18 protein-coding genes are annotated in these 17,226 nt (G+C 60.8%); 3 read left to right on the forward strand and 15 right to left on the reverse strand.

Annotated features, from left to right (window positions below; all coding sequences use genetic code 11):
• Nucleotides 1-16: 16 nt before the first annotated feature.
• The 7 genes from GIW79_RS07805 to minC form a co-directional block, all read right to left on the reverse strand.
• On the reverse strand, nucleotides 17-2,182 hold the full coding sequence (locus GIW79_RS07805) for a mechanosensitive ion channel family protein (RefSeq protein WP_236454911.1): 2,166 nt from the start codon (nucleotides 2,180-2,182) through the stop codon (nucleotides 17-19).
• 72 nt (nucleotides 2,183-2,254) lie between these two features.
• Nucleotides 2,255-2,431, reverse strand: a complete 177-nt coding sequence (locus GIW79_RS07810; protein ID WP_164692207.1) for a hypothetical protein — start codon at nucleotides 2,429-2,431, stop codon at nucleotides 2,255-2,257.
• Nucleotides 2,432-2,622: 191 nt separating this feature from the next.
• Complete coding sequence (locus GIW79_RS07815; RefSeq protein ID WP_070415420.1) at nucleotides 2,623-3,912, reverse strand: M18 family aminopeptidase; 1,290 nt, start codon at nucleotides 3,910-3,912, stop codon at nucleotides 2,623-2,625.
• Nucleotides 3,913-4,107: 195 nt separating this feature from the next.
• The gene (locus GIW79_RS07820; RefSeq protein WP_003192838.1) at nucleotides 4,108-4,743 is read right to left on the reverse strand and encodes an RluA family pseudouridine synthase; all 636 of its coding nucleotides are present in this window, start codon (nucleotides 4,741-4,743) and stop codon (nucleotides 4,108-4,110) included.
• A gap of 106 nt (nucleotides 4,744-4,849) precedes the next feature.
• Nucleotides 4,850-5,104, reverse strand: a complete 255-nt coding sequence (gene minE / locus GIW79_RS07825; RefSeq protein ID WP_003175252.1) for a cell division topological specificity factor MinE — start codon at nucleotides 5,102-5,104, stop codon at nucleotides 4,850-4,852.
• A 3-nt stretch (nucleotides 5,105-5,107) separates the two neighbouring features.
• Complete coding sequence (gene minD, locus GIW79_RS07830) at nucleotides 5,108-5,920, reverse strand: septum site-determining protein MinD (RefSeq protein WP_003192835.1); 813 nt, start codon at nucleotides 5,918-5,920, stop codon at nucleotides 5,108-5,110.
• A gap of 198 nt (nucleotides 5,921-6,118) precedes the next feature.
• The gene (minC, locus tag GIW79_RS07835; protein WP_003192832.1) at nucleotides 6,119-6,856 is read right to left on the reverse strand and encodes a septum site-determining protein MinC; all 738 of its coding nucleotides are present in this window, start codon (nucleotides 6,854-6,856) and stop codon (nucleotides 6,119-6,121) included.
• A 119-nt stretch (nucleotides 6,857-6,975) separates the two neighbouring features.
• Here minC and GIW79_RS07840 point away from each other — a divergent pair, with 119 nt between their 5' ends.
• Nucleotides 6,976-7,911 carry a lipid A biosynthesis lauroyl acyltransferase gene (locus GIW79_RS07840; RefSeq protein ID WP_116667578.1) on the forward strand — a complete coding sequence of 312 codons (936 nt, stop codon included), beginning with the start codon at nucleotides 6,976-6,978 and terminating at the stop codon, nucleotides 7,909-7,911.
• 31 nt (nucleotides 7,912-7,942) lie between these two features.
• The gene (locus tag GIW79_RS07845; RefSeq protein ID WP_197884174.1) at nucleotides 7,943-9,091 is read left to right on the forward strand and encodes a patatin-like phospholipase family protein; all 1,149 of its coding nucleotides are present in this window, start codon (nucleotides 7,943-7,945) and stop codon (nucleotides 9,089-9,091) included.
• A gap of 108 nt (nucleotides 9,092-9,199) precedes the next feature.
• Here the strand turns inward: GIW79_RS07845 and GIW79_RS07850 are convergent, their stop codons facing one another.
• The 8 genes from GIW79_RS07850 to puuE all read right to left on the reverse strand — a co-directional run bounded on the left by GIW79_RS07850 (nucleotide 9,200) and on the right by puuE (nucleotide 16,410).
• On the reverse strand, nucleotides 9,200-9,985 hold the full coding sequence (locus GIW79_RS07850; protein ID WP_003192827.1) for an outer membrane protein OmpK: 786 nt from the start codon (nucleotides 9,983-9,985) through the stop codon (nucleotides 9,200-9,202).
• Nucleotides 9,986-10,008: 23 nt separating this feature from the next.
• Nucleotides 10,009-10,377: a hypothetical protein gene (locus tag GIW79_RS07855; protein WP_125919870.1), complete on the reverse strand. Its 369-nt coding sequence runs from the start codon at nucleotides 10,375-10,377 to the stop codon at nucleotides 10,009-10,011.
• 44 nt (nucleotides 10,378-10,421) lie between these two features.
• Complete coding sequence (locus tag GIW79_RS07860) at nucleotides 10,422-11,765, reverse strand: nucleobase:cation symporter-2 family protein (protein WP_032896003.1); 1,344 nt, start codon at nucleotides 11,763-11,765, stop codon at nucleotides 10,422-10,424.
• A gap of 195 nt (nucleotides 11,766-11,960) precedes the next feature.
• On the reverse strand, nucleotides 11,961-13,244 hold the full coding sequence (locus tag GIW79_RS07865; RefSeq protein WP_003192825.1) for a urate hydroxylase PuuD: 1,284 nt from the start codon (nucleotides 13,242-13,244) through the stop codon (nucleotides 11,961-11,963).
• 51 nt (nucleotides 13,245-13,295) lie between these two features.
• Nucleotides 13,296-13,799 carry an ureidoglycolate lyase gene (locus GIW79_RS07870; protein ID WP_003192823.1) on the reverse strand — a complete coding sequence of 168 codons (504 nt, stop codon included), beginning with the start codon at nucleotides 13,797-13,799 and terminating at the stop codon, nucleotides 13,296-13,298.
• Nucleotides 13,800-13,934: 135 nt separating this feature from the next.
• Nucleotides 13,935-14,930 (reverse strand): allantoicase, encoded by a 996-nt coding sequence (gene alc / locus GIW79_RS07875; protein ID WP_017137848.1) that lies wholly within the window; start codon nucleotides 14,928-14,930, stop codon nucleotides 13,935-13,937.
• A 41-nt stretch (nucleotides 14,931-14,971) separates the two neighbouring features.
• Nucleotides 14,972-15,487, reverse strand: coding sequence for a 2-oxo-4-hydroxy-4-carboxy-5-ureidoimidazoline decarboxylase (gene uraD, locus GIW79_RS07880; RefSeq protein ID WP_014719293.1), 516 nt, complete (start codon nucleotides 15,485-15,487; stop codon nucleotides 14,972-14,974).
• Nucleotides 15,484-16,410, reverse strand: a complete 927-nt coding sequence (gene puuE / locus GIW79_RS07885; protein WP_236455204.1) for an allantoinase PuuE — start codon at nucleotides 16,408-16,410, stop codon at nucleotides 15,484-15,486. Before puuE ends, uraD begins: the two co-directional genes overlap by 4 nt.
• A 441-nt stretch (nucleotides 16,411-16,851) precedes the next feature.
• Here puuE and uraH point away from each other — a divergent pair, with 441 nt between their 5' ends.
• Nucleotides 16,852-17,205 carry a hydroxyisourate hydrolase gene (gene uraH, locus GIW79_RS07890; RefSeq protein WP_034126134.1) on the forward strand — a complete coding sequence of 118 codons (354 nt, stop codon included), beginning with the start codon at nucleotides 16,852-16,854 and terminating at the stop codon, nucleotides 17,203-17,205.
• Nucleotides 17,206-17,226: the final 21 nt, after the last annotated feature.

Here is a 17,226-nt window from a genome sequence, read left to right on the forward strand (position 1 = left end):
ACCAACCTCTCCTTGCTTATTGTTGTGGATCTTTCTCCTGCACGCTGCCGGCAGTCTGCACCTGCACGCTCAAGCGCGGTGTCGCCAGGTCCAGCCCGGCTTCATCCAGGTGCCGCTTGAGCGACAGGTTGAATGCCCGCGACACTTCCCACTGCTTGATCGGCGCGGTCTTGAAGCGTGCGCGCAGGATCGCGCTGCCGGACTCGAAGCTTTCCACGCCCTGGATCTCCAGCGGCGACCAGATATTGCGGCGTTGCAGCGGGTCGTTGCGCATGGCATGGCCGACCTCGCGCATCAGTTTGATCGCGTCGTCGATTTCCATGTTGTAAGGGATCGCCACGCGGAAGATCGCGTAGCCGAACTCCCGGGAGTAGTTTTTGATGCTCTTGATTTCGCTGAACGGGATGGTGTGCACGATGCCGTCGATGTCGCGCAGGCGCACGGTACGGATGGTCAGGCCTTCCACCGTGCCGAGGTGGCCGCCCACATCCACGTAGTCGTCGATGGCCAGGGAGTCTTCGATGATGATGAACAGGCCGGTGATCAAGTCCGCCACCAGCGACTGTGCACCAAAACCGATGGCGATACCGATCACACCCGCACCGGCCAGCAAGGGCGTGACGTTCATGCCCATGTTCGCCAGGGCGACGATGGCGGCGATGATGAAGATGGTCACGAACAGCACGTTGCGGATCAGCGGCATCATGGTTTGTGCACGCGCGTTGGCCAGGCCTTTGCGCGAACGGGTCAGGGCGTGGTGAATCGCGGTGTCGCTGAGGATCCAGATCAGCCAGGCGAACAACAAGGTCCCACCGAGGCCGAACAGCTTCACGGCTATTTCATGGCCTTCACCTTCGGTAAAGCGAATCATCGACAGGCCCCAGACCCGCAGCCCTAGTTCGATGAATACCAGCCACACCACCAGGTGCACCAGGGTGTAGACAAAGCCTTTGAGGCGTTCGGAGTACAGCGCGTGGCGTTTGTGCCCGCGTTGCGGCTTGAGAGCGTGGCGGCGCACCAGGCCGTTGATCACCATGCACAACACCAGCAGCACCGTGCACAGCAACGACTGGCGCAGGGCGGTGCTGGTGTCGCCGGCCGACAGGAAGGTGGCGAACAGTGAGATGCCCACCAGCAGAAGAGCCGGGATGTACCAGAAGGTGCCGATGATCGACAGAGTATCGGTGAGGGCGCGGCGCGTCAGTCGGCGCGACAGCTGTTGGTTGCGGATCAGGTGCGCGATGGGCCGGCGGAAACGCAGGATAAACACCCCGGTGGACAACGCCGCCATGACATTGGCCACGGTCGCGGCGGTGTGGGCCAGATGCTGGCCGAGCGCGGCAACCAGGCGCGGGTCGCTCAAGGCTTCGCCGAAGGCGGCAAAACTGCCGATCCACCACAGCGGGCGGAACGCCTGGTGGCGCAGGATATACAAGGCGCGGTGGCGGTGCGGGCCGTCGAGTACGGAGAAGGCAATCACGCAGATTGCCGAGAAACAGGTGCCGACCACCAAGGCATAGGCCAGCACCATGGCCAGGGATTTGCCCAGGGAGGAAGGCAGGGCGTAACTGAGGTAAACCGTAATCACCAAAGCGATCAGCCAGGGGCCCAGCTTGCGCAGGGCAAAGCGCAGCATGTCCCAGGTGCGCGGGTGCTGCGGCAGCTCTTCGGGCAGGCCGAAACGCTCGCGCACCCGATGGCTGAGCCAGATCAGCGCAGCGGCCAGCAGGCTCCATACGGCCAGGATCACGGCAAAACCGAAGATGATCGGCAGCCATTCGCTGGCCGGCAACATCAGGGCGGCCAGTTCATCCTTGGCCAGGTCAACTTCATTGGACCAGCGCCCCAACGGGCTGTCGGCGCCGGAAAACTGCTGCTCAAAGCCCGACAGCGTACTGCCGATCAACCCGAGTACCCCGAGTTCGGCGGCGGGCTGGGCCTTTTGCGTGGCGGCGCGCAGTTTTTTCAGGTCGCTGAGCAACTGGGTGCGTTGCTGGTCGTTTTCCAGGGTTTTGATCACTTCGTCCAGCGACTGCCCCAGGGGCACTTCCGCCTGGGGTTGGGTCTTGCTGGAACCGCCCAGCATCCCGGGCAGGCCCACGGCTTGGGCGGGCATCACTGGCAGCAGCGTGAGCAGGGCGATCAGCAGGTAGCAGGGCAGGGCAAACAGACGGGAGAACACGAGGCGGTCAACCTTGAAAACGACGAATTGACCGAGTGTACGAGGCCGCTATGCCCAATGCGAGCGCATTTGTCACTGCGCCAGTTTGGCGAGGATCTTGTAGAGCACGGTGCCGAGGATCAACAGCATGCCGATCCACATGCCAAACACGCCCAGAGGCTTGTCGCGAAAGTTGAAGCCGACCGCGAGCATGATCATACCGATCACGATGGGGATCAGCATGGCGTGGAATGAGGACATTGAGATCATGGCGAGGGGCGGCCTTGTGGGACTGGAAGTTCTGACAAGTCTAGGCCGGATTGGCAGAAGTGCAGTTGATGTGAGTCAGATAGCCTTATATCTGTTTGGAAACCCATCGCGGGCAAGCCCGCTCCCACACTGAAATGCATTCACAGATCAAATGTGGGAGCGGGCTTGCCCGCGATGGGCGCGCCTCGGTCTCAGGGTAAATCGCGACTGGCGTAGAACGCCCCCAGCACCTTGACCAGATGCGCCAGGTCATGGCTGCCACACAGCTCGCGGATGGAGTGCATGGCAAAGGTCGGCAAGCCGATGTCCACGGTGCGCACGCCCAGGTGGCTGGCGGTGATGGGGCCGATGGTCGAGCCGCAGCCCATGTCGCTGCGTACCACGAAGCTTTGCACTGGCACTTCCTGGGCCATGCACAGGTGGCGGAAGAACCCGGCGGTTTCGCTGTTGGTGGCGTAGCGCTGGTTGCTGTTGACCTTGATCACCGGGCCGGCGTTGAGTTTCGGGCCGTGGTTGGCGTCGTGTTTCTCGGCGTAGTTGGGGTGCACACCGTGAGCGTTATCTGCCGACACCAGCAGGGATTTCTGAATGGTGCGTACGAATTCTTCACCTTCGGGCAGCAGGCGACGCAGGGTCTGTTCCAGCATCGGGCCATCGGCACCGCAGGCCGAGCAGGAGCCGACTTCTTCGTGGTCGTTGCACACCAGCACGCAGGTTTCATCGGTGTCGCTGGTGAGCAATGCTTGCAAACCGGCGTAGCACGACAGCAGGTTGTCCAGGCGCGCACCGGCAATGAAGTCGCCATTGAGGCCGATCACGGCAGCACTTTGGGTGTCGTAGAAACTCAGCTCGTAGTCGAGTACCACATCGGCATTCAAACCATGCTCGCGGGCCAACTGTTCGGTGAGCACGGCGCGAAAGTCCACGCGCTCGTCACCGGCAAACTGCGCCAGGATCGGCGGCAGCTCGGTCTGGGCATTGATTGCCCAGCCCTGGTTGGCTTCACGGTTGAGGTGAATGGCCAGGTTGGGAATGATGGCGATCGCCAGCTTGAAGTCGATCAGTTGGCTCTCGACCTTGCCATCGCGGCGGAAGGTAACACGGCCTGCCAGGGACAGGTCGCGGTCGAACCAGGGCGCCAGCAGCGCGCCGCCGTAGACTTCCACGCCCAGTTGCCAGAAGCCGTGGCGTTGCAGCTCCGGCTGGGGCTTGACCCGCAGGCACGGGCTGTCGGTGTGGGCGCCGACCATGCGGATACCGTCCTGCAGCGGCGATTGGCGGCCGAGCTTGAAGGCGATGATCGAGGAATCGTTGCGGGTCACGTAGTAGCGACCGTTGGCCTCGGTGGCCCAGGTGTCGCGCTCGTCGAGGCGCTGGTAACCGGCCGCTTCCAGGCGTTGGGCCAGGGCGGCAGTGGCATGAAAAGGAGTAGGGGAGGCCTTGAGGAAGTCGATCAGGCCTTGATTCAACGCTTCGCGCATAAATAGCTCCAGACAGCAGTGGCGAGAGTTTACCGTATTGGCCAGATATTTGGAGTGAGCGTGCAGGGCCGAGAACCACACCAAACCCTGTGGGAGCTGGCTTGCCTGCGATAGCGGTCTTTCTGTGCCAGATGTATTGGCTGGCACGCCGATATCGCAGGCAAGCCAGCTCCCACATTTGACCGCATCAGCCCTTCAAAAAGGGGCTGGGCACTCGAAACGCAGGCGCTCGCCGCTTTGCGGATGGGTGAAGCTGAGCATGCTTGCATGCAGGCACAGGCGCGGCCAGGCGGCCAGGGCTTGTTCATGGGCGTACAGACCATCGCCCAGCAACGGATGCCCGATGGACAACATATGCACGCGCAACTGGTGTGAGCGCCCAGTGATGGGTGTCAGCTCTACGCGGCACCAGTCGCCGCAACGCTCCAGCACTTTCCAGAAGGTCAGGGCATGTTTGCCGAACTCATGGTCGACAACGTGGCGGGGCTTGGTCGGCGGGTCGTAGCGCAGGGGCAGGTCGATGCTGCCGCTGTCCAGTGCCGGTTGGCCCCAGGCCAGGGCGGTGTAGGCCTTTTCTGTCTCGCGGTCGTGAAACTGGCGGGACAGTTCGCGGTGGGTATCCGCGTCCCGGGCCAGCAGGATGATCCCCGAGGTTTCCCAGTCCAGGCGATGGACGATGCGGGCTTCTGGGTAGCCGTTTTCCTGCAGGCGAGTGATCAGGCAGTCCTTGTTGTCGTCGGCGCGACCAGGCACCGAGAGCAGCAGGGTCGGCTTGTTCACCACCAGGACAGCGTCGTCCTGATGCAGGATGTGGATATTGGACAGCGGCATTAAACAGCCTCGTAACAAACGCCAACGGCGGCTCCACTGACGGCCCCCTCACCCTGTAGGAGCGAGGGGGCCGTCAGTGGAGCCGCCGTGGCGACCGCCCGTTCGATCAACGATCGGGCAGGGTGATATTGAGTTCCAGAATCGAGCAGCTGCCGTCATTTTCCAGGGCGACATGCACGTCATCGTTGCCGATATTGACGTACTTGCGGATCACCTCGACCAGTTCCTTCTGCAAGGCTGGCAGGTAATCCGGCGTGCTGCGTTGGCCGCGTTCGTGCGCCACGATGATCTGTAGACGCTCTTTCGCTACCGACGCGGTACTTGGCTTTTTGTTGGCGCGAAAGAAGTCGAGAAATTTCATTGTTTAGTTGCCTCCAAAGATACGCTCGAAGAATCCCTTCTTCTTGACATCGAGGAAGCGGTGTTCCACGGTCTTGCCCAGCAAGCGATCCACGGCATCGCTGTACGCCTGGCCGGCGTCGCTCTGGTCGTCGAGAATCACCGGTACGCCCTGGTTGGATGCCTTCAGGACGGCCTGGGATTCCGGAATCACGCCCAGCAGGGTCACGGCGAGGATTTCCTTCACGTCTTCAACACCCAGCATTTCGCCGTTGTTGACGCGCTCCGGGTTGTAGCGGGTGAGCAGCAGGTGCTCCTTGATCGGGTCCTGGCCTTCTTCGGCGCGCTTGGACTTGCTGGCCAACAGGCCGAGCATGCGGTCCGAGTCACGTACCGAGGAGACTTCCGGGTTGGTCACCACGATGGCTTCGTCGGCGAAGTACATCGCCAGGTGAGCACCGGTTTCGATACCAGCCGGGGAATCGCAGACCACGTATTCGAAGGTTTCCTTGAGCTCGGCGAGCACTTTGCCGACGCCCTCTTTGGTCAGCGCGTCTTTGTCACGGGTCTGGCTGGCGGCCAGCACGTACAGGTTCTCAAGGCGCTTGTCCTTGATCAGGGCCTGTTGCAGGTTGGCTTCGCCGTTCACCACGTTGACGAAGTCATACACCACGCGACGCTCGCAGCCCATGATCAGGTCAAGGTTACGCAGACCGACGTCGAAGTCGACGATGACTGTCTTGTGGCCGCGCAGAGCGAGGCCGGTACCGATAGCGGCGCTGGTGGTGGTCTTACCCACACCACCCTTGCCGGATGTAACCACGAGAATCTTGGCCAAGGTGTTTCACCCCTAAGGAAAAAGGACTTTCGGTCCCTGAAAAACATCTCTTGAAACTCGCTGCAGGCGGACAGCCTTTGCAGGAAAAGAAGGAGTTTCCATGGGGAAACACCAACTTCCAATTAGTCCTACACAAGTCTTGCCGGTTTCGCTTTGCTATCAGAGTCTAGAGATGCTTGGAAAATGCGGCAGTATCCGTTAAAGACGGATGATGTTCAACACATCGCCCGACAGGTTGACCTGTACCGAAGCGCCCCACAGTGGATCGCGGCGCAAATCTTCGGAAACCTTGTACTGACCCGCGATGGAAACCAGCTCGGCGGTCAACTGCTGGCAGAAAATACGTGCCTTGGTATCCCCCTTGATGCCGGCCAGGGCGCGTCCGCGCATCGGGCCGTATACATGGATGTTGCCATCGGCAAGAAGTTCCGCCCCCGGGCTGACCGAGGAGACCACCACAAGGTCGCCGCCCTGGGCGTAAATCTGCTGCCCGCCGCGTACCGGCGAGGTGATGATCTTTGTAGGCCTGATCGCAGGCTCCGGTGGTTTTTCCGGTTTTTTCTTTTCTTCGCCGACCAATGGCTCCAGCGCACGCTCGCGGGCACCGGACGGTGGCAGTACTGGCAGTTCAATGGCGATGGCGGCGGCTATGTCTTCGATGCGGCTGGCGCGAATCGCCAGTGTGCGCAGGCCATGGGAACGGCATACGCGCATCAGGCCGGGCAAATCAATCACGCCCTGGCCAGCCGGCAGCTTGTCCAGCGCCAGCACCAGCGGGGCGTTGTTGAAGAAGTTCGGCGCCAGGGCGACCTTGGCGGCCAGTTGGCGGTCCAGGGCGTCGAGGTCATTGCGGGCCAGTTCCAGCACGGTAATGGCGAGCATGCTGCCTTTTAGCTGGAACACGGGATCTTGGTCTAGCGGTTCGGTTTGGCTCATGGTCGGCGAAAGCGGCTTGTCACGAAAAGTGTCGAGACTTATAACGAGAACACTCACCCGCCGCAAGCCGAGTCGAACCGTTGTAGAATGCGCGGCCCTTGTCTTTACCGGAATCTGTAATGGATCGCCCGCGTTTTCGAGCTGTATTTCTTCACCCGCGTTTTTGGCTGCTATGGCTGGGGCTCGGCCTGCTGTGGCTGGTCACCCAGTTGCCGTATCGGGCGCTGTTGACCATTGGTCGCCTGCTCGGCGCGGGCATGTACCGCGTGGCAGGTGATCGTCGCCGTATCGCGGCGCGCAACCTAGAGCTGTGCTTCCCGGAAAAATCCGCCAAGGAACGCAAACGCCTGCTCAAGGAAAATTTCGCCTCCACCGGCATTGCCTTCTTTGAAATGGCCATGAGCTGGTGGTGGCCCAAGCCGCGACTGGCGCGCCTGGCCCATGTCGAAGGGCTGGAGCACCTCACGCAGGCACAGTTGGACGGCAAGGGCGTGATCCTCATGGCGCTGCACTTCACCACCCTGGAAATCGGCGCGGCGCTGCTGGGGCAGAAGCACACCATTGACGGCATGTACCGCGAACACGGCAACCCGCTGTTCGACTTTATCCAGCGCCGTGGCCGTGAACGCCATAACCTCGATTCCCTGGCCGTGGAGCGCGACGACGTGCGCGGCATGCTCAAGCTGCTGCGTGCCGGCCGCGCCATCTGGTACGCGCCAGACCAGGACTACGGCGCCAAGCAAAGCATCTTTGTGCCGCTGTTCGGTATCCAGGCGGCTACCGTCACCGCCACCAGCAAGTTCGCTCGCCTGGGCAAGGCGCTGGTGGTGCCGTTTACCCAGGAGCGCCTGGCTGACGGCAGCGGTTACCGCCTGGTGATCCATCCGCCGCTGACCGACTTCCCGGGTGAAACCGACGAGATCGACTGTCTGCGCATCAACCAGTGGGTCGAAGCCTCGGTGCGCGAATGTCCCGAGCAATACCTGTGGACCCATCGCCGCTTCAAGAGTCGGCCGCCGGGTGAGCCCAAGCTGTACGAAAAGCGCCGTCGATAATCCCAACCCCTTCTCATCATGGAGTGACGCAATGCGCCCAGCCGAACCGGTCACAGGCTTGATTCTTTCCGGCGGCGGGGCGCGAGCGGCTTATCAGGTGGGGGTGCTGGCGGCGATTGCCGAATTGCTGCCGCCAGGGGCACCGAATCCTTTTCCGGTGATCGTCGGCACCTCCGCCGGCGCCATCAATGCGGTGAGCCTGGCCAGTGGGGCCAGTGACTTCTGCGCGGCTGTTCAACGGCTGACAGCGTTCTGGCAGGGCTTTCGCAGTCATCAGGTGCTGCGCAGCGATTGGCCGGGGGTGATACGCCAGGCCAGTCGCTTCCTGATCCACAGCCTGTTGGGCCTGGGTGCCCAGGTGCCGGTGGCGTTGCTCAATAGCTCTCCCCTGCGTGACTTGCTGCAAGCGCGCTTGAACCTGGACGGCATCGACGAGGCTATCCGCCGCAAGCACTTGCAGGCGGTGGCGGTGACGGCCTTTGGTTATGAGTCCGGGCAAGCGGTGACCTTCTATCAGGGCGGCGGCACCATCGATGCCTGGCTGCGTCATCGGCGCATTGGGGTACCGACCCAACTGACGGTAGAGCACCTGTTGGCAAGCTCCGCAATTCCGCTGTTGTTCGCTCCGATCAAACTTGACGAAGAGTACTTCGGCGATGGCGCAGTGCGGCAGTCCGCGCCCATCAGCCCGGCCTTGCACCTGGGGGCCAGCCGCGTATTGGTCGTCGGTGTGAGCGGCAACCCAAGGGGCAATGAAGCCTCGACGCAACGCACCTACACCGGCCAGCAACCGACCCTGGCGCAAATCGGCGGGCACATGCTCAACAGCACCTTCATTGACAGCCTGGAAAGCGATATCGAACTGCTGGAGCGCTTGAACCAGTTCAGCCGCGTCGTGCCTGCGGATGCGGCGGTGCAGGGCCTGGCGCCGGTAGAGGTGTTGGTGATTGCCCCCAGCCAGCCCATCGATGAAATCGCCGCGCGACATCGCCAAGAATTGCCGGCGGCGTTGCGTGTGTTTTTACGGGGGCCTGGGGCAACCAAGACCAGCGGGGCAGGGGTGTTGAGTTATCTGTTGTTCGAGGCGGGGTATTGCAGCGAGTTGATCGAACTGGGGCGCAAGGATGCGCTGGCCAAGCGCGAAGAAATCACCCGTTTCCTGGGCCTGACGCCGAACTGAATGTGGGAGCTGGCTTGCCTGCGATAGCGGTATGCCAGCCAACACTGCTGGCACAGACACATCGCGATCGCAGGCAAGCCAGCTCCCACAGGGAACCGCGATCAACCTTTAGAAGTGGTATTTGACCAGGAAGCTTGCTGTGTCCTGGGTTGTCTTGAAGGCGCCGCTGTCTTCAATCCCGTACTTGTTCTTCCAGTAGTCGTATTCAAAACCCACATACAACTGCTTGTCGCCCCAATGCAGCGCCTTGCCCAAGTCGTATTTGACCTGCGGGTTGAAGTGCAGGTTGGCGTGATAAGTGCCGCGGGCGTTCTTGTCGTTATCCACCACCCAGTCCATGAAACCGTCGATCAGCACGTCGGAATTACCCACGGGAATGGTGTACGACCATACCGGAGTGATCTGCCACACGCCGTCACCCGGGCGATTGCCTTCAGTCTGGCGCTGGTAGAAGTTCAGCTGGAAGTAGTCGAAACCGGGAATGTTCAAGTCGAATGCCGGACCCAGCAGGTAGGACTCGTTATCGCCCTCGCCGAACTCATAGGTGAAGGCCAGCAGCACGTCCTTGATCGGGCCGAACGACAGGTCTTTGTCCAGGATCTTGCCGAACGACAAACGCGGGCTGAACTCGCCGTAGTAAGTATTCGGGCCGACATTGCCGTCTTCCTTGCCGTTGTAAAAGATACGGTCGAGGAAGAAGAAGTTGTCGCCGTACTTCCATGCGTCGGCATGTTCGAAGGTGACGGTTTGCTGGATCTGCGGGTTGACGGTAAAGCTCTTGCCCCACAGATAAGTCAGGCTGTTGTTTTGCCACTGCAACAAGTCACCGGCTACGGCCTGGCCACCGGCCAACAGTGATCCAGCCAGCATCAGGCCTTTGAACATAGGTTTCATTCGGTTGCTCCCGAGTTAAAATTTTATGGTTTTTCTTCTACGCAGGCGCTCTGGTGTGGCGCCTTTTGGTTCGCTGCAAAAATCGTCTGTTCGGTCAGCTTTGATGCTTTTAGCAAGAGCTGCGCCAAGGTGCTGAAAAAGCCAAAAAATCCCCGTCGGCTGCAGCGGATGCAGTCGAATTCAGGGGACTTTTGTGCACTTTGGCAGCAAACATCAGGCCGGGATAAGTTGGCCTTTAGGTCAGCTTTTACATTCGCTGTTTTTTTTTGAGTCGATTCGAGCGGGCGCGGAGAATACTGGCTCCCAGGCCTGGGCTCAAGTGCGCTGTAACAGAGCGCGAGGGGCAAGAATGGGGCGCGGCGTGTGGCCGGCCCCATGTCAAGGTTGTGCATGTGGGGGTTCCCTGTTTGTTGTTATTTTTGTACTAACAAAGGAATCAATGCGTATGCGCGACTTCGGGGCGCTCAGCGCCGCCGAGGATGTTGAACAGGATGTTCAGCGACAGCGCGCTGAGGGTGGCCATGGCGATGCCGCTGTGGGTAATCGGGCTCATCCACAACGGCAGCTGTGCGAAGAACTCCGGGCGTACCACGGGGATCAGGCCCATGCCGATGCTCACCGCCACCAGCAACTGGTTACGGCGGTCGGCGATGTCGGCTTCCTGCAGAATCTTGATCCCGGTTGCGGCCACCATCCCGAACATCGCAATCGCCGCGCCGCCGAGTACCGCAGGTGGAATTGAAGCCACCAGATAGGCCGCCTTGGGCAACAGGCTGAGCACGATCAAGAACGCGCCGGCCATGAGCGTGACCGAGCGGCAGCGCACGCCGGTCATCTGCACCAGGCCGATATTCTGCGCGAAGGAGGAGTGGGTAAAGGTGTTGAAGAAGCCGGCAAAGAACGACGCGCCGGCATCACACAACAGGCCGCGTCGCAGCATCTTCGGCGTGACCTCCTGGCCGGTGATCTTGCCCAGGGCGAGGAACATGCCGGTGGACTCGACAAAAATGATCACCACCACCAGGCACATCGACAGGATCGGCGCCAACTCGAACTTGGGCATGCCAAAGTGCAACGGCGTCACCACCTGCACCCACGGCGCCTGGGCCAGGCCACTGAGGTCGACCATGCCGATCACACCACATAGCGCGTAACCCAGGCCCATGCCGATCAGTACCGAGATGTTCACCCAGAAGCCGCGCATGAAGCGGTTGATCAGCAAGATCGTGGCCAGTACCAGGGCGGCAATCGCCAGGTAGACCGGCGAGCCAAACGTGGCGGCGGCGCTGCCCCCGCCGGCCCAGTTCACCGCCACGGGGAACAGCGAAAGGCCGATGGCGGTGATCACCGTACCGGTCACCAGCGGCGGGAAAAAGCGCACCACCTTGGACATGAACGGTGCGATGAGCATGCCGAAGAACCCGGCGGCGATGGTCGCGCCGAAGATGCCCTGCAAACCGATGCCGGGCATGCCGGCCATGGCGACCATGCTGCCCACGGCGGCAAAACTGGCGCCCATCATCACCGGCATGCGGATGCCCATGGGGCCGATGCCGAACGACTGCACCATGGTGGCGATACCGGCTACCAGCAGGTCGGCGTTGATCAGAAAGGCGATTTCTTCACGGCTCAAGCCGGCGGCCTGGCCAATGATCAGGGGCACGGCGACGGCACCGCCGTACATCAGCAAGACGTGTTGCAGGCCTACCAGGATCAGTTGCAAGAGGGGCAGCCGCACCATGGCGGGCGCGGCAGGAGTCTGCGTTTCTAACTGGGACATGCAACACCTCGAATCTTTTTATTTTTGTGTTGTTTGGCATTCAATTGCCGGATGAAACTTAATCTTCAAACCATCACTGATCTCCCTTGTGGGAGCTGGCTTGCCTGCGATGGCGGTGTGTCAGTCACCGAAAATGTTGGTGATCTGCCGCTATCGCAGGCAAGCCAGCTCCCACATGGGAACGGTGTGAAACAGTCAGTTGGTACGGGCCCCCTGATTAATCCAGGTGCCGATCAAATCCCGTTCCTGCTGGGTCATCTGGGTAATGTTGCCCAGCGGCATGATCTGGCTGGCCACGGCCTGCGCTTGAATCCGCGCCGCCTGCTGCTGGATCTGTGCCGGTGTGTCGAACATCACCCCAGCCGGTGCCGTACTGAACAGCGGGCTGGTGGGCTTGGCCGAATGGCACACGGTGCAGCGTTGCTCGATCACGTGGTGCACCTGGCCGAAGTCCGTGGTGGCCTGGGCCGGTGCCGGTTCAGCGGCGGGTGCGGCAGGCGCGGCCGGTTTCAAGCCACCGCCCAGTGCGGTTTCTGGCAGGGGTTGGTACTCGATGGCAGCCGGTGCCTTGGCAATCGGTTCAGCCGGCTTGGGCCCGGTCACGTAGGCCAGGCTGATCATCGCCAAGGCGCCTACGGGCAAGGTCCACGCATACTTCTGGCTGTCATGCCGGGTGTTGAAGTAATGGCGCACCAACACCGCCGCCACCGCGATCCCGGCCAGGATCAGCCAGTTGTATTGGCTGCCATAGGTGCTCGGGAAGTGGTTGCTGATCATGATGAACAGCACCGGCAAGGTGAAGTAGTTGTTGTGGCGTGAGCGCAGCAGACCTTTGGCCGGCAGCGCCGGGTCGGGCGTGCGATTCTCGGCGATGGCCGCCACCAGCGCGCGTTGGGCCGGCATGATGATACGGAACACGTTACCTACCATGATCGTGCCGATCACCGCACCCACGTGCAGGTAGGCACCGCGGCCGCTGAACACCTTGCTGAAGCCGTAAGCCGCCGCAATCAACAGCACGAACAGGATCAAGCCGAGCAGGGCAGGGCGTTTGCCCAGGGCCGAGTCGCAGAGGAAGGAGTAGATGAACCAGCCGGCGAACAGTGAACCGATGCCCAGCAACACGCCTTCGGTGCCGCTGAGGCTGCTGCCGGGGGCGAGCAGGTACAGCGTCGGGTTGAGGTAGAACACCACGCACAGCAGCGCGACGCCCGACATCCAGGTGAAATAGGCTTCCCATTTGAACCAGTGCAGGTTGTCCGGCATGGTCGGCGGGGCCAGTTTGTATTTTTCCAGGTGGTAGATACCGCCACCGTGGATCGCCCACAAGTCACCGGCCAGGCCGTTCTTGGGGTTGACGCGATTAAGGTTGTTTTCCAGCCAGACGAAGTAGAAAGAAGCGCCGATCCAGGCGACGCCAGTGATCATGTGAACCCAGCGCACGCTCAGGTTCAGCCATTCCAACAGATGTGCTTCCACAGTCTTTACCTCTCGCCTGTCACCCTTGTTGTCGGGTGATCAGACCTTCTCTTATTGGTGGGGGGCGAGGATCAAACGCTCATCCTCTTTGAAAAAATGCTCATCGCAGTTATTGCCTGTGCCACTGCGATCAACCACCAGGAAGTCATCCCGCTTTTCGATCGTCAGCACCGGGTGGTGCCAGACGCCGCGATGGTAATTAATGCCCTGCCTGCCGTTGGTGACGAAGGCGCGGACCAAGCCCGATACAGGTTCATCGCCAAGTGGCGCGACCACGATCAGAAAGGGGTTGCCGAGCAGCGGAATGAAAGCCTGGCTGCCCAGCGGGTGTCTCTCCAGCATGCACACGGTCAGCGGCATGTCCTGCGCGTCGGCGCGGAAGATGCTGATGATGGCGTGGTCTTCCGGCTTCGCGGTTTCGACCGTGGCCAGTTTGTGAAAGCGCATGGTCGACCCGTTGTTGATCATGAAGTGATCGCTGCCATCGGTTTCGATAACGTCTCCGAAAGGGGCGAAGGCTTCTTTGGTCAGGGGTTCGATCATCAGTGTGCGCATGGCTGTCTTCTTGTCTTGTCTATAGATCGTTCCCACGCTCTGCGTGGGAACGCTGCCCTGGACGCTCTGCGTCCGCTGTGTGACGCGGAGCGTCACGGGATGCATCCCCACGCAGAGCGTGGGGACGATCGGGTGTTATTTGGCGACCTTGCCCAGGACGCGCAGGCGACTCACACCACCATCCGGGAACACATTCAAGCGGATGTGGGTAATCGGCCCCAGCGCCTTGATCTGCTCGGCGAAGGTGTGTTCGGCGTGCATTTCCAGCTTCTGCGCCGGCAGCAGTTCGCGCCAGAACAGCGACTGAGTTTCGATCTGGCTGTCGGTGCCGCCTTTCACGAAGGCGCCCTGGATCGAGCAGGTGTCCGGGTAGTTGCCCTTGAAGTGCAGGGTGTCGACCACGATTTTCTCGATCTCGCCCGGGTGACCCAGGGCGACGATCACCCAGTCATTGCCTGGCGTGCGACGACGTGCGGTTTCCCAGCCATCGCCCATGTTGATGCCGCGGCCCGGGTTGAGGATGTTGCTCATGCGGCCGAAGTGTTCGTCGGAACAGGCCAGGGCACGACCGCCATTGAGCGCGGCAGCCAGGTCGACCTGTTCGTTGTCGCCCACCGAAGACCAGTCGCGGAACGGCACGCCGTACACACGCAGACGGGCCACGCCGCCATCCGGGTAGATGTTGAAGCGCAGGTGGCTGAACGCCTGGTCGTTGTTGATCTCGTGGTAGTGGTGGCTGTTGCCTTGCAGCTCGACGGCTGACAGCACTTCCACCCACTGGGTGTTGGCATCCGGCTCGCCCGAGGCCAGGAAGCAGGCTTCCAGGGAAGCCGACGGCGGGAAGTTGCCGGTGAAGAATGAAGTGTCGATGTCCACGCCTTTGATCGAACCCGGCACGCCCAGGCGGATCACCGCACTGTCGTAGCCTTCGAAGCGCTTGCGGCGTGACTCCCAGCCGTCCATCCACTTGCCGTTGTCATCGAAAACGCCCTCCTTCCACACGGCCGGGGTCGGCTGGAACAGGCGGTTGGCGTCAGCGAACCAGTCATCGGTCACCGAGATGATCTTGGTGCCCAGGCGGGCGTCGGCCAGGTTGACGAACTTTTCGAAAGGTACGGCGTAAGCTTTCATTCTTCTTGTCTGCCTTAGATAGAGTGGCTGGGGATGGACTGCTAGAGGGTCAGTAAACGGAACAACGCGATCTTGTTGATCTCGTCCAGCGCGCACTTGAACTCGGTGTCTGCCGAGTTGTGGATGCGCGTTTCGAACGCGGCGAGGATCTGATGCCGGTTGCTGCCTTTTACCGCCATGATGAAGGGAAACTTGAATTTGGCTTTGTAGGCCTCATTCAGCTCGGTGAAGCGAGAAAACTCTTCGGCCGTGCATTGGTGAATACCCGCGCCCGCTTGTTCATCGGTGCTGGCTTGGGTCAGTTGGCCCTGGACGGCAGCTTTTCCGGCCAGGTCCGGGTGAGCATTGATCAGCGCCAGTTGCGAGGCGTGATCAGCACTCAACAGGATATCGCTCATGCGCTGGTGCAGGGTTTCGATCTGGTCGATCGACGCGTCCTGGCCCAGGTCGAAGGCCTTTTCGGCCACCCATGGCGAGTGTTCATAGATATCGGCAAAGGCCTGGACGAAGGCGTCGCGGCTCAAGGTCGAAGGTTTCAGGGTCTGGAACGCAGTCATTTCGCCGCTCCCGGGAGAGGGTGGGTTTGGTGCCAGTGACGGGCGATGTCCACGCGACGGGTGAACCACACCTGATCGTGGCCTTTGACGTATTCAATGAAGCGCTTGAGCGAGGCCAGGCGTGCCGGGCGACCGATCAGGCGGCAATGCAGGCCGATCGATAGCATCTTCGGCGCTTCGGCGCCTTCTGCGTACAGCACGTCGAAGGCATCCTTGAGGTACTCGAAAAAGTCATCGCCCTTGTTGAAACCCTGCACCTGGGTGAAGCGCATGTCGTTGGTGTCCAGGGTGTAGGGGATTACCAGGTGCGGCTTGCCGTTCGGGGTGTTGGGTTCCCAGTAGGGCAGGTCGTCGTCGTAGGTGTCGCAGTCGTACAGGAAGCCACCTTCCTCCATGACCAGGCGACGGGTGTTGGGGCCGGTGCGCCCGGTGTACCAGCCCAATGGGCGTTCACCGGTGAGTTCGGTGAGGATGCGGATGGCTTCGAGCATGTGCTCGCGCTCCTGGGCCTCGTCCATGTACTGGTAGTCGATCCAGCGGTAGCCGTGGCTGCAAATCTCGTGGCCGGCGGCGACCATGGCGCGGATCACATCCGGATGCCGCTGGGCGGCCATGGCCACGGCGAAGATGGTCAGCGGGATGTCGAATTCTTTGAACAACTTGAGGATGCGCCACACACCGGCACGGCTGCCGTACTCGTACAGCGACTCCATGCTCATGTTGCGCTCGCCTTGCAGCGGTTGCGCCGAGACCATTTCCGAGAGGAAGGCTTCGGACTCTTTGTCACCGTGCAAAATGTTGCGCTCGCCGCCTTCTTCGTAGTTGAGTACGAACGACAGCGCAATGCGTGCCTTGCCCGGCCAGTGGGGGTGAGGAGGGTTACTGCCGTAACCGATCAGGTCGCGTGGGTAGTCAGCGCTCACTGCAGTCTTCCTTCTTGTTCGTGGTAGCAGGTGTGTGTGGCGTCCGGGCAGTGGAATGACTGAGTGGCGTCACAGCGATGAGTGATTGTATACAACTTATTGCAAACTTTGTAAGCCTGCATTTCTGCATTTTTTCTGAACGGGCTCTCTACGGGTCTGTGCAAGAAACTTGCCTGAGTGGTCAGGTTAAAATGAAAAAGCCCACTGTAGGAGCGAGCTTGCTCGCGAATAATCTGAGGGCGCCACTTTTCATCCTGGAAGCCCGCGTTATCGTTGGCGTTTTTCGCGAGCAAGCTCGCTCCTACAGGGGGTTGAAGCGCTGTGAAATTTATTGTGTACAATTTTCTTTGAAAATGTCTTAATCAGCCATCGCCGGCTTTTTCACTGCCCTGAAAGAGTGCGGGTTTCTCTATGACTGACTTCGGGAGGCGCATAAAAGCCATGGGACGTTTGACCACACACGTTTTGGACGCCGCGCACGGTTGCCCCGGCAGCGCAATCAAGGTTGAGCTGTACCGCGTCGAAGGTGCGCAGCTTGAGCTGGTCGCTACCGCCACCACCAACAGCGACGGCCGCTGCGATGCGCCGCTGTTGCAAGGCGACGATTACCGCAGCGGTGTCTACCAGCTGCAATTCAACGCTGGCGATTACTACCGCGCCCGTGGCGTGCAGCTGCCGGAGCCGGCTTTCCTGGATGTAGTGGTACTACGCTTTGGCATCAGCGCCGAGCAAGAGCATTACCATGTACCCCTGTTGATTTCGCCTTACAGCTATTCCACCTATCGCGGTAGCTGAGTCGTCACCTCGCTTCATACC

It is taken from the genome of Pseudomonas sp. PA-7-1E, assembly GCF_021605325.1.
Taxonomy (GTDB): Bacteria; Pseudomonadota; Gammaproteobacteria; order Pseudomonadales; family Pseudomonadaceae; genus Aquipseudomonas; species Aquipseudomonas fluorescens_BV.

Coding starts and splice junctions, on each gene's coding strand:
- GIW79_RS07820 (WP_003192838.1), bottom strand. CDS start 4,743: ATGCCGCTGTCCAATATCCACATCCTGCATCAGGACGACGCTGTCCTG.
- GIW79_RS07845 (WP_197884174.1), top strand. CDS start 7,943: ATGCGCCCAGCCGAACCGGTCACAGGCTTGATTCTTTCCGGCGGCGGG.
- GIW79_RS07810 (WP_164692207.1), bottom strand. CDS start 2,431: ATGATCTCAATGTCCTCATTCCACGCCATGCTGATCCCCATCGTGATC.
- GIW79_RS07815 (WP_070415420.1), bottom strand. CDS start 3,912: ATGCGCGAAGCGTTGAATCAAGGCCTGATCGACTTCCTCAAGGCCTCC.
- GIW79_RS07840 (WP_116667578.1), top strand. CDS start 6,976: ATGGATCGCCCGCGTTTTCGAGCTGTATTTCTTCACCCGCGTTTTTGG.
- uraD (WP_014719293.1), bottom strand. CDS start 15,487: ATGACTGCGTTCCAGACCCTGAAACCTTCGACCTTGAGCCGCGACGCC.
- GIW79_RS07860 (WP_032896003.1), bottom strand. CDS start 11,765: ATGTCCCAGTTAGAAACGCAGACTCCTGCCGCGCCCGCCATGGTGCGG.
- minE (WP_003175252.1), bottom strand. CDS start 5,104: ATGAAATTTCTCGACTTCTTTCGCGCCAACAAAAAGCCAAGTACCGCG.
- GIW79_RS07870 (WP_003192823.1), bottom strand. CDS start 13,799: ATGCGCACACTGATGATCGAACCCCTGACCAAAGAAGCCTTCGCCCCT.
- alc (WP_017137848.1), bottom strand. CDS start 14,930: ATGAAAGCTTACGCCGTACCTTTCGAAAAGTTCGTCAACCTGGCCGAC.
- uraH (WP_034126134.1), top strand. CDS start 16,852: ATGGGACGTTTGACCACACACGTTTTGGACGCCGCGCACGGTTGCCCC.
- GIW79_RS07855 (WP_125919870.1), bottom strand. CDS start 10,377: ATGCACAACCTTGACATGGGGCCGGCCACACGCCGCGCCCCATTCTTG.
- minC (WP_003192832.1), bottom strand. CDS start 6,856: ATGAGCCAAACCGAACCGCTAGACCAAGATCCCGTGTTCCAGCTAAAA.
- GIW79_RS07850 (WP_003192827.1), bottom strand. CDS start 9,985: ATGAAACCTATGTTCAAAGGCCTGATGCTGGCTGGATCACTGTTGGCC.